At 65.1% G+C, this 16,324-nt stretch carries 13 protein-coding genes; 5 read left to right on the plus strand and 8 right to left on the minus strand.

What is annotated here, in order from left to right:
• Position 1: 1 nt before the first annotated feature.
• A complete protein-coding gene (locus OK351_RS06445) occupies positions 2-1,789 on the minus strand; it encodes an acetyl/propionyl/methylcrotonyl-CoA carboxylase subunit alpha (RefSeq protein WP_265157014.1) in 1,788 nt (595 codons plus the stop codon).
• A gap of 227 nt (positions 1,790-2,016) precedes the next feature.
• On the opposite strand from OK351_RS06445, the gene OK351_RS06450 reads away from it, so the two are divergent.
• Positions 2,017-2,502, plus strand: a complete 486-nt coding sequence (locus OK351_RS06450; protein WP_265157016.1) for a hypothetical protein — start codon at positions 2,017-2,019, stop codon at positions 2,500-2,502.
• Here OK351_RS06450 and OK351_RS06455 read toward each other — a convergent pair.
• Complete coding sequence (locus OK351_RS06455; RefSeq protein WP_265157018.1) at positions 2,494-3,012, minus strand: CGNR zinc finger domain-containing protein; 519 nt, start codon at positions 3,010-3,012, stop codon at positions 2,494-2,496. The two genes, OK351_RS06450 and OK351_RS06455, sit on opposite strands and share 9 nt — an antisense overlap.
• A gap of 25 nt (positions 3,013-3,037) precedes the next feature.
• Here OK351_RS06455 and OK351_RS06460 point away from each other — a divergent pair, with 25 nt between their 5' ends.
• Positions 3,038-3,262: a hypothetical protein gene (locus tag OK351_RS06460; RefSeq protein ID WP_265157020.1), complete on the plus strand. Its 225-nt coding sequence runs from the start codon at positions 3,038-3,040 to the stop codon at positions 3,260-3,262.
• 67 nt (positions 3,263-3,329) lie between these two features.
• On the opposite strand, the gene OK351_RS06465 is transcribed toward OK351_RS06460, so the two are convergent.
• A complete protein-coding gene (locus tag OK351_RS06465; protein ID WP_265157022.1) occupies positions 3,330-4,232 on the minus strand; it encodes a PaaX family transcriptional regulator in 903 nt (300 codons plus the stop codon).
• Between the two features lie 178 nt (positions 4,233-4,410).
• Here OK351_RS06465 and OK351_RS06470 point away from each other — a divergent pair, with 178 nt between their 5' ends.
• Together OK351_RS06470 and OK351_RS06475 are read left to right on the plus strand one after the other, a co-directional pair.
• Positions 4,411-5,781 carry an MFS transporter gene (locus OK351_RS06470; protein WP_265157025.1) on the plus strand — a complete coding sequence of 457 codons (1,371 nt, stop codon included), beginning with the start codon at positions 4,411-4,413 and terminating at the stop codon, positions 5,779-5,781.
• Positions 5,782-5,831: 50 nt separating this feature from the next.
• Entirely contained in the window at positions 5,832-7,583 is a 1,752-nt protein-coding gene (locus tag OK351_RS06475; protein WP_265157028.1) for a CocE/NonD family hydrolase, read from the plus strand.
• A 113-nt stretch (positions 7,584-7,696) separates the two neighbouring features.
• Here the strand turns inward: OK351_RS06475 and OK351_RS06480 are convergent, their stop codons facing one another.
• The 5 genes from OK351_RS06480 to OK351_RS06500 all read right to left on the minus strand — a co-directional run bounded on the left by OK351_RS06480 (position 7,697) and on the right by OK351_RS06500 (position 14,727).
• On the minus strand, positions 7,697-8,326 hold the full coding sequence (locus OK351_RS06480; protein WP_265157030.1) for a Maf family protein: 630 nt from the start codon (positions 8,324-8,326) through the stop codon (positions 7,697-7,699).
• A complete protein-coding gene (locus OK351_RS06485; RefSeq protein ID WP_265157032.1) occupies positions 8,323-11,760 on the minus strand; it encodes an MMPL family transporter in 3,438 nt (1,145 codons plus the stop codon). The genes OK351_RS06480 and OK351_RS06485 overlap by 4 nt, the downstream gene beginning before the upstream one ends.
• A 5-nt stretch (positions 11,761-11,765) precedes the next feature.
• Positions 11,766-12,446 carry a TetR/AcrR family transcriptional regulator gene (locus OK351_RS06490; RefSeq protein ID WP_265157034.1) on the minus strand — a complete coding sequence of 227 codons (681 nt, stop codon included), beginning with the start codon at positions 12,444-12,446 and terminating at the stop codon, positions 11,766-11,768.
• A 144-nt stretch (positions 12,447-12,590) separates the two neighbouring features.
• Positions 12,591-13,955, minus strand: coding sequence for a dicarboxylate/amino acid:cation symporter (locus tag OK351_RS06495; protein ID WP_265157036.1), 1,365 nt, complete (start codon positions 13,953-13,955; stop codon positions 12,591-12,593).
• Between the two features lie 100 nt (positions 13,956-14,055).
• Positions 14,056-14,727 carry a cyclase family protein gene (locus OK351_RS06500; protein WP_265157038.1) on the minus strand — a complete coding sequence of 224 codons (672 nt, stop codon included), beginning with the start codon at positions 14,725-14,727 and terminating at the stop codon, positions 14,056-14,058.
• A 400-nt stretch (positions 14,728-15,127) separates the two neighbouring features.
• Here OK351_RS06500 and OK351_RS06505 point away from each other — a divergent pair, with 400 nt between their 5' ends.
• Positions 15,128-16,192 carry a glycosyltransferase gene (locus OK351_RS06505; RefSeq protein ID WP_265157040.1) on the plus strand — a complete coding sequence of 355 codons (1,065 nt, stop codon included), beginning with the start codon at positions 15,128-15,130 and terminating at the stop codon, positions 16,190-16,192.
• The last annotated feature ends 132 nt before the right edge of the window (positions 16,193-16,324 follow it).

Consider the following 16,324-nt stretch of genomic DNA (forward strand, 5'->3'; position numbering starts at 1 on the left):
ATTACTTGTCGTCGTTAATCGTGGCGATCATGGCCCCGGCTGACAGGGTCTCGCCCGGCGTCACCTTCAACCCGGAGACGATTCCGTCACGGTGGGCGGTGATCGGCTGTTCCATCTTCATGGCTTCCAGCACCACAATCAAGTCACCCTGGGTCACCGGGTCCCCGTCCTCAACGGCGACCTTCACGATGGTGCCCTGCATGGGGGAGAGCAACTCGGCACTGTTCGCGGCGGCCCCGGCAGCGCCCTTGCGGGCTCCCTTGCTGCGGGCCTTCTTCTTTGCCGCACCGTTCTTCGCTGCCGTGCCGTCGGCGATGGCCCCAATTGACGCGGGCAGGGTCACTTCCAGACGCTTTCCGCTGACCTCGACGGTCAGCGTGGTGCGCTCAGCGGCTTCCTCGGTATCAACCACGCCGGCAGTGAACGGTTCGATATGTGCCTCGAACTCGGTCTCGATCCAGCGGGTATGGACGGTGAAGGACCCGGTTTCCGGGACAAAGGCCGGATCGCTCATCACTGCGCGGTGGAACGGCAGGACGGTCGCCATACCCTCGATACGGAATTCCTCAAGGGCACGACGGGCACGGGCCGCGGCCACCTCGCGGGTGGAGCCGGTGACGATCAGCTTGGAAATCATCGAGTCGAAGTTCCCCGAGACGCTCTCCCCGGATTCGATACCGGAGTCGATGCGTACACCCGGACCGGAGGGCACACTCATGGCGGTGATGGTCCCCGGGGTGGGCAGGAAACCCCGACCGGCATCCTCGCCATTGATGCGGAATTCGAAGGAGTGCCCGCGGATTTCAGGGTCGTCGTAGCCAAGCTCCTCGCCACGGGCCAATCGGAACTGCTCGCGCACCAGATCGATCCCGGTGACCTCCTCGGAAACCGGGTGCTCAACCTGCAACCGGGTGTTGACCTCCAGGAAAGAGATCACCCCGTCCTGGCCAACCAGGAATTCGCAGGTTCCGGCCCCAACGTAACCGGCCTCCTTCAAGATATCCTTCGAGGCCTCGTACAGGCGTGTGACCTGTTCCTCGCTCAGGAAGGGGGCCGGGGCCTCTTCCACCAGCTTCTGGTTACGGCGTTGCAGCGAGCAGTCACGAGTGGAAATGACCACAACGTGGCCGCTGGAATCGGCCAGGCACTGGGTTTCCACGTGACGTGGGGCATCGAGGAACCGTTCGATAAAGCACTCACCACGCCCGAAGGCCGCGGTCGCCTCACGTACGGCAGATTCGTAGAGCTCGCCGATGCTTTCGCGTTCACGTACCACCTTGATGCCGCGGCCGCCGCCACCGTAGGCGGCCTTGATGGCCAGCGGCAGGCCGTGTTCGTCGGCGAAGGCGTAGACCTCATCGGCTGAAGCCACCGGGTTCTTGGTGCCAGGCACCAACGGTGCGCCGACCTTCTCGGCGATGTGTCGGGCCTGCACCTTGTCACCGAGTTGCTCGATGGCTGAGGGAGGGGGGCCGATCCAGGTCAACCCCGCGTTGATGACCGCCTGGGCGAACTCGGCGTTTTCGGCGAGGAATCCGTAGCCCGGGTGGACGGCATCGGCGCCGGAACGTTCGGCGACATCCAGGATCTTCTCAATGCGAAGGTACGAGTCGGCTGCGGTCGTGCCGCCCAGCGAGTAGGCCTCGTCGGCCAGCCGGACATGCAGTGCATCGCGATCCGAATCGGCGTAGACGGCAACCGATTCGATGCCCTCATCTCGGGCGGCACGGATGATGCGCACCGCAATCTCGCCACGATTGGCGATCAACACCTTCGTCAATGGGTTCATTGGTGAGCCTTGTCTTCAAAGTTACAGTTCACTTCCGTATGGGAGCCTATCTGTTTTGTGGGAACTATATGTACAAACCCGCCCTAGGGCGGGTGAGCCGCGTAGATTTTTGTAGGAACCCTACAAGAGGCGCGGTCCGGGGGAGACCGGTGTCACAGCCCCGGGGCCGGTGTAGTGCCTCCCCTCAGATCGATTCCCTCGGAAGGGCTTGGGTAGGATCCTGACATATGGCCGAGGATGTGGAAGCGGGACCGGGATGGATCATTAGCGGGACGGATCTGCGACCGCGTATCACCGACCTGGAGTTGTTCCGCGCCGGGGTCGCGGATGACCCCCTGGCCCAGGTGCTGGAGTTGTTGTGGATCGGCCGTGCCGCCCGGGCGCTGGTGTTGCTGCCGGCGCAGGACCAGTCCGTCCGCGTGCGCGCGCTGACAGCCGACTGCCTCCGGGACCTGGGGCACGGGCAAAGTGCCCTGGAAATCTATGATGCGCTGATTACCGAGACCGGCGGTACGGGCTACGAGGCGGTTATGCTACAGCATCGCGGGAAAGTCCACCTGGAGTTGGGGGATATCCCCGCTGCCAGGACTGACTTCCAACGCAGTGTACGGCTCCGGCATGACGGGGATCCTGCCCTGCTGGCTTCCGCGGAACAGGCGCTGGAGGTGGCCGGGGAACGTGAAAGGGAGAGGGGGCGGACGGGCCTAGAGTGAGCGGCCACGGTGCCGCCGCACGGCGGCCCGGTTGGCGCAACGCACCGAGCAGTAGCGCTGCCTCCCGTTTCGGGTCACGTCCACCACTACCCGGGTGCAGGGTTCGGCCCCGCAGCGTCGAAGCCGGTGCATGCCCCGGGTGGTCAGGTGCAGTGCGGTTCCCACGCAGATCACCGAGCGCAAAACCTGTGGCATGCGCTGGCCATCGTCCCGGTAATGCAGATGCCAGCCTTCGTCGTCATGGTCCACCAGGCGCGGGTAGGCGGCAGCCTGTGCCATCTGGGTGTTGAGTAGCCCGGCGCGTGCCGGATCGTTGTCGGCATCAACGATCCGGAGCCAGTCATCGATCACCAGACGGGTTTCCCGGTGGTCCGCAGGGTGCGAGGGAAAGGGCATGGTCATCCCGGACTCACGGGTCCTGGCTTCGATGCCGTCACGGTCGGCCGGCCAGTCGTTGGCCAGCGACGCGGCGAGCAGCACCGCATATTCTCCGTAAGGGTTGAGTTGCATAAGGGCATTACATCATGCTGGATCCATGATGATCAATACCCGCACAGTCCAGAAGACATCCACCGTATCCCGGCCTCATGTGGAGCATCCGTGGATGCTTGAATCGCGGCATTACAGCTCGGAGGGGCAGGTGCTCTACCTGTGGTGCCCGAAGTGCGATTCGCGGCGCATCGACCTGCACCCGCAGGGGGAGCAAGCCGTACCCCAGAGCCGGGCCTTCGGTGGCCGGGACGAGGGATTGGGTGGGTGATTCCCGGGCTCGTGCCGTGCTGGATGGAGCAGGGGTGTAGCGGCGGCATCGACTGGCTCATGTTGGGTCAGAGTGAATCAAGTGTGATTCCGGGTACGGCTTCGGGGCAAAGTAGCCCAAGAACTGTTTCCAGGTGGGCTTGTGCTGACTTGGCTAGCTGTGTGTGCAGGCCCACGAAGATCTCACGGGCCGGAGCGAGCGGCCACTGTGCTGGGAGTATTTCAATGGGCAGGTCCGGGTCATCCCAGGGAAAGGCGCGCCAAAGGTCCATGACCTGAACCCTAATCCTGAAGGCCTCGACGTCGGTGAATCCTGGTTGGTCCGCCTGTGGGAGCAGCGGCTTATACGTTTCGATGAAATCAAGGTAGCGCTCGGGGGCTTGATCCAGGTTCCATGCTTCACCGGGGTACCTTCCGTGCAGTTCGTCCTCATTCATTCGGAAAACCAAGTAATCGTCCAACCCAAAGCCGCGGCAGGCTGCCACGACATCGGCGGTGCGATCATGCGGACTGACCCAGAGGGCGCCGTAGAGCGGGGCGAATCCCAGCCAACGTAGGCGTGAGCGAAAGGACTCGCGCAGATCCCGGGAGGTTTCGGGAATTGTGAAAGCCGTGGCGGTCCATTTCCTGTCCCAGTGTCGCGTCGGGTCGCCGAAGCTGGAGAACTGCTCGAACCCCGCTTCCAGTCGAGCCAGCGCGTCGGGGGTGAAACGGTACTTCGAACTGCGCCCGCCCCCTGATTGCTCCAGTACGCCGCGGCCGGTCAGTCTGCTTAGTGCTGCGGCGACCGCCGATTGACTGATGTCCAGATCCGCTGCCAGTTGCTTGACGGCTCGTGCCGGGAGCCACATCTCCGTATGCCGCCAGAACTCGCCAAGCATGGTGACCAGCAGGTGTTGCGTGTTTCCGCCCTTCTGGGGACGGGGGAAATCGACGACGTGTTCATCGGCCGAACGTGTACTCGAAGGCATGCTGCATTATCCCCGGAAGCGGAGAGTCCGGGCAAACCCAGAAATATCTTTGCAGTTATCTTGACGTACGTCGAAAAGTCTTCGTAGGATCATTGCTTGTAAGTGATCGACAGCACACCACTTTATGGTTCGCATCACACAATCGCCTCAGCCCCTCTACACGCCCAGGAGAACATCGATGTCCTTGCACTCAACCGCACCCGGTGCGGATCCTGCCCCGCAGCCCACCGGCAGCGACACACCCGGAGCAACCGAAGGTACCCATGCCCGCAAGACCGCTACCGCCTCTTTCATCGGAAGCACGCTGGAATACTACGACTTCTTCATCTACGGTTCGGCCTCGGCGCTGGTCTTCAACCGGATCTTTTTCCCCGATATCGATCCGTTCATCGGCACCATCCTGTCCATGGCCACCATCGGCATCGGCTACGTGGTGCGGCCCGTTGCCGCAGCGGTCATCGGCCACTTCGGTGATCGAGTGGGGCGTAAGCAGATGCTGGTGCTCACCCTGGTCATGATGGGTGTGTCGACCTTCCTGATCGGGTGCCTGCCGCCAACCGCCATGATTGGTACCCTGGCTCCGGTGCTGCTGGTGACATTGCGCATCGTCCAGGGCATCTCGGCTGCCGGCGAGTCCATTGGGGCAGTCACCATGTCCCTGGAGCATGCCCCAAGCAACAAGCGTGCCTTCTATGCCAGTTGGGTCAATACCGGGGCGGTCGCCGGGATCCTGCTCGCTTCGCTGGCCTTCATGCTGGTGGCCCTGCTGCCCGACGAGCACCTGCTGTCCTGGGGTTGGCGCATCCCGTTCCTGGCCAGCATCGTCGTCGCGGCCGTGGGACTCTACATCCGGGCAACCCTGCCGGACTCCGAGGTCTTCGAACAGACTAAGGAGCAGGACACGCGGAACGAACTGCCGCTGAAGGTCGTCTTCCGCGATCACTGGCGCACCGTGGTCAAGGTCGTTGCCTTCGGATTGTGGGCGGTCGTCTCCTCCATCGTCTCGGCGTTCGCCTTGGCCTACGCCACCGGCGAACCGGGGATCTCGGGCAGCATGATGCTCTCGGTGGTCATCGTGACGGCCGTGTGCGGCATCATCACGCAGCCACTGTTCGGCATGCTGGCCGACAGGATCGGCCGCAAACCGGTCTTCATCACCGGAAACATCATCTGCGCGGTCATGATCTTCGTCTACTTCGGCGCCATCAGCGCGGCGAACACCCCGCTGATCTTCATCAGCGGCATTATCGTGATGTCGGTGGGCTACGGCATGGTCAACCCGCTGGGTCCGGCCATGACCGCCGAAATGTTCCCGACCAGCATCCGCTACTCCGGTGCGGCGACTGCATCCCAGCTGGGCCTGGTGGTCACCGGCTTCGCGCCGACCATCGCCGCGATCATCGTACGCCCCGGCCCGACCGGTTGGGTTCCCGTGGCGATCTTCACCGCGGCCTGCTGCCTGGTCTCGGCCCTGGTGACCCTGGTCTGGGTGAAGGAAACGTACATGACCCGCACCGAGGACCTGGGCAAGAAACCCGAGTTGGTTTAACCCGAGGATGCGCACAACCCGAAACACCACCCCCTGGAAGAGGACTGACCGTGGATAATCCCCTGCCCGTATTGATCGAAACCGATGTGGAAGCCACCATGGCCGATGGCGCGATCCTGCGCTCCACGGTGTATCGCCCAGCCATCGACGGGGCGAAATATCCGGTGCTGCTCTCCCGCACCCCCTACGGCCGGGACCTCGGGGCGAACAGCGCCTACCTGAACCCGGCCACCATCGCCGCCGGCGGCTATGTGGTGATCCTCCAGGACTGCCGGGGTCGTTTCGGCTCGGACGGGCAGTTTGTGCCCTCCGTCCACGAGGAACAGGACGGAGCCCAAAGCGTCGCGTGGGCCGCGCAGCTGGCCTGCAGCGATGGACGGGTAGGAATGTTCGGGCGTTCCTACTTCTCCGAAACCCAGTGGCGGGCTGCCCAGGCCGGGCCGCGCGCGCTTACGTCCCTGGCCCTGGGTGTATCGGCCGGTTCCAACGCGAACAACGGGGCGCTGTACCGCGGGGGCGCGTTCGAACTGGGGTCGCGTTTCGGTTGGGGCCATGCCTCGGCCTCCATGAATTCCATGGTGCGCGAGCATGCCGGGAACCGGCACGGGCTGCAGCGGGAACTGGCCACCTGGCGGGAGCTGGATGCGGCGTTCACCGATGGCAGTGTCTTCGACACGTTGCCATTGGACAGCCTTGCCCCACGAATGAACAGTTTCATGAACACCCATATCCTGCCCAGCGCCGGGCAGGGGCCGGACAATGAATTCTGCCGGTTGTGGGACAGCGCGGCCGCGCAGCCGGTGGAGCTGCCCACGCTGCACATCGGCGGGTGGTTCGATATCTTCGCACCGAACACCCTGGACCAGTACTACCGCCAGCTCGCGGCCAGCAACGGGCGGCCATGGCTTCGGCCGCGGCTGATCCTCGGGCCGTGGAGCCACACGAACCTGTCCGGTACCTTCCCGGAAACCAGCTTCGGCCTGGGCGCCTCGGCCAATGCGGTCGCCGGCCACGGGGACCTGTCGGCCATCCACCGGGCGTGGTTCGATGCGACCCTCAAACAGGAACCGGAGGCCTTGGAGAAAATCCCGGAGGTGTTGATCTTCTTCATGGGTGAGAACCGATGGCGCGGATTCGAACAGCTGCCACAACCGGCAAAGGTTCAGGAGTTGTTCCTTGGGGCCGACGGATCCCTTCGGAGCAGTCCGGGCAGGGGCGGCAGCCTGTGCTTCGACTATGATCCGCAGGACCCGGTGCCGACCGCTGGCGGTGCGACGATGATCCCGGGCGCTATTCCTGCCGGTCCGGCCCGGCAGAACCACATCGAGGAACGCGGCGACGTGCTGGTGTTCACCAGCGCACCGCTGGAGCAGGAGCTGACCGTATTCGGCGAGATCAGCGCACAGCTGTTTGCCTCATCCTCGGCGGTGGACACCGACTTCGTGGTGCGCCTGTGCAAGGTCGCCGCCGATGGCACTTCCACCGGCATCGCCGACGGCATCGTCCGCGGGAGCTGGCGTGAGGCCTGCGAAGGTGATGGGAAGTTCCGCCCTGACATCGATCCGAGCCCGCTGGAACCGGGATCCGTCTACCGGTTCAGCATCTCGCTGTGGGCGACCGCCTACACCTTCGCGGCCGGGGAGCGGATCCGGGTGCAGGTCACCTCCAGCTGCCATCCACGTTGGGACCGCAACCTGAACACCGGAAGGTTGGCCTACGATTCGGCCGAGTCGGTGGTGGCCCACCAACAGATCTTCACGGGTGAACGGTTCCCCAGCCGGGTCACCCTGGGAATCCTGTAGGCAAGACGAGGAAACCCGCCCCGAATGCTTCGGGGCGGGTTTCGCCATGGGCCGGAACTAGTAGAGCTGAACCAGCCGGTCATCCGCGGGTGTTTTTCGACCCTGAGCTGGCTTTACCTCCACAGACTGGTGATCGGCACCTGGTGCCGGGCCAGCAACTCGCGCAACATGCTGACATTCAGGCCGATGACATTCTGGTAGTTGCCTTCGATGGATTCGATGAAGGCGGCTCCCAAACCGTCGATGGTGAATCCCCCGGCGCAGGGCAACGGTTCACCGCTGGCCACGTAGGCATGAATCTCGGCGTCGCTCACGTGAGCGAAATGCACCACGGTGGAAGTCACCGTGCCGTGCCCGGTTCCGGTTCCGGCATCGATCAGCCAATGCCCCGAATGCAGCACCCCGGACCGCCCGCGCATCTGCTGCCACCGTTCGGTGGCCACCGGTGCGGTGTGCGGTTTGCCGTAGGCGACCCCATCGATCTCGAAGACCGAATCGCACCCAAGAACCAGCGTGTGGGTTCCGGCAGTGGCCGCCACGTTCTCGGCCTTGGCCCGAGCCAGAAGCAACGCGGTGGCATCGGCATCCTGCGGCCCGTCAGCGGCTACGGCGGCGGCCAGCACCGCATCCTCGTCCACCTGGGATACCCGGGTGTCGAAGTGCAGCCCGGCATCGGTCAGCACCCTGCGCCGGCCCGGAGAGGCCGAGGCCAGAAGCAGTGCATATTTCGGTTCCGGGCTCATGCGTTGACCCTTTCACGGTTATCGGCGGTCGCTTCGACTTGGCGCCGGTCGAGCATCGCGGTCAGTGCCTCACCCTCGACGTCCACATTGGGCAGGATCCGGTCCAGCCACTTGGGCAGGTACCAGGCCTTGTCACCAAGCAAGTGCATCACCGCCGGGATCAGGGTCATGCGCACCACGAAAGCATCGAACAGGACACCGAAGGCCAGGGCGAAGCCCAGTGGGCGGATCATGGACAGGTGCGAGAAGATGAACCCGGCAAATACCGAGATCATGATCAGCGCCGCGGCGGTCACTACCGGAGCGGTCATGGAGAAACCGCTGCGAACCGCGTCCCGGGCGGATTCACCATGGACGAAACGTTCACGCATCGCCGAGACCAGGAAGACCTGGTAGTCCATCGCCAAGCCGAAGAGGATACCGGTGAGCAGGATCGGCAGGAAGCTGAGCAACGGGCCGGGAACATTGACGCCGAAGACCTCGGATAACCAGCCGAACTGGTAGACCGCGGTGCTTGCGCCGAAGGCGGCCGCCAGCGACAGCAGGAACCCGCCGGTGGCCAGGATGGGGACCACCAGGGAACGGAAGACCAGCAGCAACAGGATCAGCGACAGGCCGACCACGATCGCCAGGTACGGGGCCAAGGCGGCGGTCACCACTTCGGACACGTCGATCTGTGCGGCCACCTGGCCGGTCACGGCGAAGTCGGTGATTCCGGTGGCGTCCTGGATGCGCTGGGCATCGTCGCGCAGGTCGTGCACCAGGTTCTCGGTGGCCTCGGAGGCGGGTCCGTCGCCCGGGACCACCTGGATGGCGGCCAGCGTGCGGTCCTCGGTCATCGTTACCGGGATCGCGGCCACCACCTGCTCATGGGTGCGCAGCTCGTCGGCCACGTCCAGGGCCAGGGTGTCCGCTTGGCGCTCGGTCAGACCCTGCGGCAGATCCGCCAGTACCAGCAACGGGCCGTTGTAGCCGGCACCGAATTTGTCGGCTGTCTGTTCATAGGCCTGGAAGGCCATGGAGTCCTCGGCCTCGGCGCTGCCGTCGGGCAGGGCGGTGCGCATCTGCGTGGCCGGCAACGCGATGGTGCCCAGCAGCGCCACCACGATCAGGGTGACCGGGACCGCGGCCTTGGTCAGCATTGCGACCCAACGGCCCGCCTTGGCCTCGCGCGCTTGCCCGGCTGCGGCCTTGGCCCGCGCCTTCTTCGAGACGATCTTCCCGCCCACCAGGGACAACAGTGCCGGCAGCAGGGTGATGGCCAGCAATACGGCCATCAATACGGTGAATGCCGCAGACAGGCCCAGGATGCTCAGGAACGGCAGGCCAGGGACCACCAGGGCGGCCAGTGCGATGATCACGGTCAACCCGGCGAAGACCACCGCGTTGCCGCTGGTGCCCACCGCGCGGGCGATCGACTCGCCGACGTCCATCCCGCCAAGCAGCTGGGTGCGGTGGCGGTGGATGATGAACAGCGCGTAGTCGATTCCCACGGCCAGACCCAGCATCAGTGCCAGGGCCGGGGTAATCGAGGCCATGTCCACCAGAGAGGAGAAGGCCAGCGTGGTTCCCACGCCGGCGCCCACCCCGAGAAGGGCCAACAGCAGCGGCAGGCCGGCTGCCACCAGGGTGCCCAGCATCACCAGCAGCACGATCGCCGCCACGATGATGCCGATGACCTCGGCGGCACCGAACACCTCGGAGATGTCCTGCAGGATTTCCTGGGAGAACAGTACTTCCACCCCGACCGCCTGCGGGCCGATGGCGATCGCGGTAATGGCCTCGCGGTCGGCAGCGGTCAGCGCATCTGTCTGGCCGCGGAAGCTGACCTGGGCCACCGCGGTGGAACCGTCCTCGGAGATGAACCGCATACCGGAAGAGGCACCGACCTGGCGGGCTGCGAAATCCAGTTCGGCGCGGCCGCGTTCCAGTTCGCGTTCGGCTTCGGGCAGCTTGGCTTCGGCTTCCTCCAGCTCGCGGGTCTTCTCCGTGATGGTGGCTTCGCCGGCCTTCAGTTCCTGTTCTGCGGCAGCCAGCTCGGCCTTGCCGGCCTCAAACTGGGCCTTCTGCTCGTTGAATTCGGCCTGCCCTGCGTTCAGCTCGGCCCGTCCGGCCGCCAGTTCGCGCTGTCCGGCATCCAGTTTGGCCTGGTTGGACGTCAACTCGCGCTTACCGGCATCCAACTGCGACTTGGCCGTCGCCAATTGGCTGCTGGCAGCGTCCAGCTGGCCCCGGTTCGCTTCCAGTTCCTGGCGTGCGTAATCCAGTTGGGACTGGCCGGCATCCAGTTCCTTTCGGGCCGCGTCCAGCTGCCCCAGACCGGATTCGGCCTGGGCGATCTTCTCCAAGGCCTCGGTGGCCTGCTGCTTGCCGGCGACCGCCTGCGCGCGCTGGGCGGCCAGCTGCTCAAGTTGTTCCTGCACGGCATTGATCTGCTGCTCCAGTTCGGCTACCTGCTCGGTGTCCCCGGCCTCCTGCGCTGCGGCCAATGCCTGCTGCAGTTCGGTCAAGCCGGCTTCGGCTTCGCTGATCCCGGCATCCAGCTGGGTGATGCCTTCCTCGGCCTGTTCCAGGCCCTGCTGGGCCTGGGTCTTGCCGGTGGCCAGCTCCTCGTCGAATTCGGCACGGGTTGAATCGCCCAGGATCCGCTTCATCCCGTCTTGGTACTGTTTTTCTCCCGCAGCGATTTCCCTGGCCGCCGCCGCGACCTTCTTTTCCCCGGCTTCGAATGCCGTGCGCCCTTCACGGTATTGGGCGTATCCGGTGTTGTATTCGGCCAGTCCCGCCTCCCATTGGCGGGTTCCGGCATCCAGCTGGGATTGCCCGTCGCGCAGCTCGGCTTCACCTGCGCGCAGCTCTCGCCAGCCGGTGGCCAATTTGACCTCGGCCGCGGATATCTGCGGTTCGGCCTCGGCGATCTCCTTCTGGCCGTCGAAGAGCTGGGCCCAGCCTTCGGTGAGTTCCTTGCGCGCGTCCTCCAGCTGGAGCTTGCCGTCGGCGATTTGCTCGCGGCCCTCCTCCAGCTGGCGCTGGCCGTCCTCCAATTCCCGCTGTGCCTTGGCCAGTTCGGGTTCGGCCGCGTCCAACTGCTCCTGCAGTTCGAAGGGTCGTGCCACGGATACCACTTCGGGGTGGTGCTCCAGCTGGTCCAGCGCGGACTCGATGGCAGCACCCTGGTCCTTGCTCAGTTCGCGGTTGCTCGATTCGCGGAAGACGATCGCGCCGGATCCACCGGCCAGATCCGGCAACTCGTCCTTCATCCGGTCCATGGTGCGCTGGGTTTCGGTCCCGGGCAGGGTAAAGGTGTTCGACAGCTGGCCCATGAACAGCGTGGCGCTGGTGCCGATGGCGATGAATACCGCCAGCCAGATGGAGATCATGCGCATGCGGTGGCGGTGCGCCCACGAAGCGAGGCGGTAGAGGAAAGTGGCCATGGGTACTACAGGTCCTTGTCCGTGGATTCGGTGGAGGTCAGCAAGGCGGGAAAGCCGTTACTGAGTTGTTCAAGTGCATGGGTCAACAGCGAATGCAGCAACTGGATGTGCGCAGTGGTCAGTTCCAGTTGCATACCTGCCCGGCCACTGGCCAGGTCGGAGAGGCGCGAGGTCCATTCCTCGAATGCCGCCTGGCCGGCGCCCAGTACCGAGTGGGCGAAAATACGCACCTCAAAGGGATCAGCCGTGGGGGAATGGCGTTCGATGGCGTTCACCACGTCGGAGGAGGCGCTCTGCCATTCATTGGGTTGCCCATCGGCCGAAAGCAACCCGCAGGCCTGCGCGTTGAGGCTCAATTGTGCGACAGGAGCCAGCAACTCCGGCACTCCGGCGCCGCGCAGCGCCTGGATGGCGGCGGTCAGCAAGGGAAGGTCCGCATCGGATTCGCCGAGCAACTCCACCACCCGATCCAGCAGGCGGCGTACCGGCTCGGCCAGGATGGCATCCACTGTGGGGAAGTAGTTGAACAGGGTACGCCGCGAGATCCCGGCGACGTCCGCGATCGCGGTGGCGGTCATGGCCTCGCGGCCTCCGGTGCGCAGCAAATCCAGGGTGGCATCAACAATGGCCTGCCTGGTGGCCTGCTTGTTCATCTCACGGCGTGTACCGGTGGGTTCAGCATTCACACGTTTTACACTACGTGCAATTTTGCACTCCGTGCAAACCGTTTTTTGGTGATTCGGGTCTCAGTGTCCCGACCGGTTAAGCCACCACGGCCCTCCGGCAGGGAAACCTTGCCGGAGGGCCGTGGGGCCGGATATGCGCCGGTGTTAGCGCACCGTGAGCGGCTGCGCCGAGTCATCGGCGAACGGATTGCCGTTGCGTGGCGCGTTGTACAGGCCCTCGTCCAGGATGCCCTCGCGCTTCGCAACGATCGCCGGAACCAGTGCCTGGCCTGCCACGTTGACCGCGGTGCGGCCCATGTCCACGATCGGGTCCACGGCCAGCAGCAGGCCCACGCCAGCCAGCGGTAGGCCCAGGGTGGACAGGGTCAGCGTCAGCATGACGATGGCGCCGGTGGTGCCCGCGGTGGCCGCCGAACCCAATACCGAGACCAGGGCGATCAGCAGGTAGTCGGTCAGGCCCAGCTCGATGCCGAAGAACTGGGCGACGAAGATCGCGGAAATGGCCGGGTAGATGGCCGCGCAGCCATCCATCTTGGTGGTGGCGCCCAGCGGTACGGCGAAGGAGGCGTAGCCGGAGGGCACTCCCAGGTTGCGTTCGGTCACCCGCTGGGTCAACGGCAGCGTGCCGATCGAGGAGCGGGAGACGAAGCCCAGCTGCACCGCCGGCCAGACCCCGGAGAAGTACTGTCTGACACCCAGCCCGTGCACGCGCACCAATACCGGGTAGAGGACGAAGAGCACCAGGGCCAGGCCCACGTAGATGGCGGCGGTGAACTTGCCCAGCGCCCCGATGGTGTCCCAGCCGTAGACGGCCACCGCGTTGCCGATCAGCCCGACGGTGCCGATCGGGGCGATGCGGATGATCCACCACAACACCTTCTGGATCACGGCCAGGATGGAGGCGGAGAAGTCCAGGAACGGCTTCGCGGGCTCGCCGACCTTCAGGGCCGCCACGCCCACGGCGATGGCGATGACCAGGATCTGCAGCACATTGAAGCTCAGCGAGGTACTGGCGCCGTCCTCGGCGAGGCTGGTGCTGGCTCCCAGCCCCAGGAAGTTGTTCGGGACCAGGCCGGTCAGGAAACCCAGCCAGCTGCCGGTGCGGCCGTCGTAGTCCTCGGGCATGCCCTGTCCGGTGTTTGCGCCGGGCTTGAAGGCCAGTCCCAGCGCGATGCCGATGACCACCGAGATCAGCGAGGTGATCGCGAACCAGAGCAGGGTCTGCCAGGCCAGCCGGGCGGCGTTGGTGACCTGGGCCAGGTTGGCGATCGAGGCCACCACGGCGAAGAAGATCAGCGGGATGACCGCGGTGCGCAACAGCGAGACGTAGCTGGAGCCGACGATCTGCAGCCCCTGGCCCAAGGCGGTGGGCTCCTGGGCGGTACTGCCGGTGTACTTGGCGACCAGGCCCAGGGCCAGGCCGAGAACGAGGGCCGCGATGATTTGCGGGCCGAAGCCGGTCACCCAGCCGGGAAGTTTCGAGGGTGCAGTTGAGGTAGACACGGTCACCAACGGTAGGCGCCGGGGCCTCACAACGCAGAACGGGGATGACCTCAGGTTACGTCATGCAGCTTTTTGTCGGGATGCTCACGCTGTAGGGTGTGCGGTCTCATTGGGCAGGCGGGAATACTGGGGGTTGTCCCAGCCATGCAACGGCCCGTACCGGTGCCCCATCGGCCCCGGCCAGCGGCAGCGGGAAGAACCCGATGGTGCAGCTGGCCGGCAGCGTGCTGGCCCCGCGCAGGTTCTCCACGATCAGCCCGTCGTGTCCCAGCAGGAACTCGTGTACCGCGAAAGCGGCCGGGCTGTCGGTGCGCATCGTGGCATCGGGGCTGGGGGTGTCCAGCGCCAGCAGCCGCATCCCGCGGTTCCAAAGTCCGGTAACCGCATCCAGTGAGATGACCGGGTGGTCCAGGTAGGTCTGCGTTCCGAAGTGCCGGTCCCAGCCGGTGGCCAGCACCACGAGCCGCGGAACTGCGTGACCGGCCTGGTCGGAGATCCGCGGCCAGTCGATCAACTCCCCGGCGCGGACACCGTGCAGCCCGATCACCAGCGCCTGGCCGGTCAGTTCGGATAAGGCCAGCTGGCTGACGGTCCGCCCACCCGGAACCGTGTGGCTCGGGGCATCCACATGGGTTCCCGAATGCGATCCCAGTTCCACCGCGGTGACGTCCGCCCCGTCGGCGTCGCGGCTCAGTACGGTGCTCAGGTGCACCCCGGGATCCCCGGGGTAGACCTGCATGCCACTGTGAAGCGGATGGCTGAGGTCGATCATCTGCATTGCTGATCCTTCCCGGAAATCCGACTAGAGCTCCAAGCCTAGGACCTGCTCCGGGAATAGTGATAGACCGTTGGGCCCGGTTGTTGTTTGGCAGGGGCCTCTCAGTGTGTTCCATGGACCTACGCCCGCATGAGAGGAGGCAGATCTGAGGATTTGCATCACCTGGATTTTTCGTGCGACCCGGCCAACTCCGGGATCCTCGAATCCCGGTGTGGTGCCCGGACCAGGCGGGCCCCGGTGTGCGCAGTGATCCACTGCACCTCGTTCGGGGTGCATAATGTGCGTGCAGCGGGGAAGCGCCTGCGCGACAACGGGGTTCACTTCACCCAACCGCCGGTCATCACGGTGCCGAGGCCGGGCACGGTTGTCCGGGCGTCGCCGGGTCGGTAGGCTCGCCGATATGGCCAGCTTCCTCTTCCTCACGTGGAATGGCGGCGGTGCGACCGTGCCGGTTACTGCAATCGCCGGGGAGCTGCTGCGTCGTGGCCACCACGTCCGGGTTCTGGGGCACAGCGTCCAGGAACCACAATTCGCCGAGGCCGGTATTCCCTTTGCCGCCTACCCGCGGGCCGGTGGGTTCGAGGTGAAAGCCACGCCCCTGAACCTGCTGACCCTTACCCTGGATCGCCGGGCGGCGCGGGATGTCGATGACGAGCTCAGTGAGCGCCCGGTCGACCTCGTTGTCGGTGATGTGCTGCTGCTCTCGACGCTGAAAACGCTCTACCGCCGCGGTCAGCGGTACGCCTTGCTTGAATCGACGACAGACACCCTCATGCGCGTCAGGCTCCGACGGTTCGGAAGGGTGCTTTGGTTCCTTGGCCTGCCCGTACGGAAGATCCTCGACGGCGCCGACACCGTGGTTGTCGCGTCAGTGGCGGAACTCGACCCGAAAGCCGAAGCCGACGCCGAACACGTCGGGCCGATGGTGGCGGCGGTTGAAGCCCGGTCGGTTCGGCCGACGCTGCTTATGAGTCTGAGCACCTTTCCATTCCCGCGCCTCAAGGATTCCTGGCAGCGCCTCCTGAACGCCGTGGATGGTGTCTCCGCCAGGGTAATAGCCACGACTGGCCCCTCCCTTGATCCTGCCGAGCTTGATGCGCCGCCGAATGTGGAACTACATGGCTGGGCGGATCATGCCGAGCTGATGGTTCAAGCCACGGCGGTGGTCACCCATGGTGGGCACGGAACGACGATCGCCGCCCTCGCCCATGGGGTTCCGGTGCTGGTTCTCCCGCTTGATACCGGTTCCGACCAGCCGGGGATCGGCCGCATCGTCGCGCAAGCGGGTGTCGGCATCGCGCTGCCGCCCGGCGCGTCCGCCGAACGGCTGCAGGCTGCTGTCGAACGCCTGCTGCACGATGAAGGGCTACGGCAACGGGCGCGCGAACTCGGTGAGCGTATCCGCAGCTACGGAGGTCGCCGGACCGGTGCCGAGCTGCTGATCCGGGCCGCCGAGCACAACTGACATGCTCCACGCGAGGTGGGCTGGAGGACCAGGGCCGCGGCTCCGCGGTACACGGATGATTGAATTTGTAGCGGCACACCGGCGACTGCTCCCGGAACCGCCAATCCTGTGTTTCGCAGGCCTGCACTCGGA

Origin of the sequence: Glutamicibacter sp. MNS18 (assembly GCF_026107515.2) — a bacterium.
Taxonomy (GTDB): domain Bacteria; phylum Actinomycetota; class Actinomycetes; order Actinomycetales; family Micrococcaceae; genus Glutamicibacter.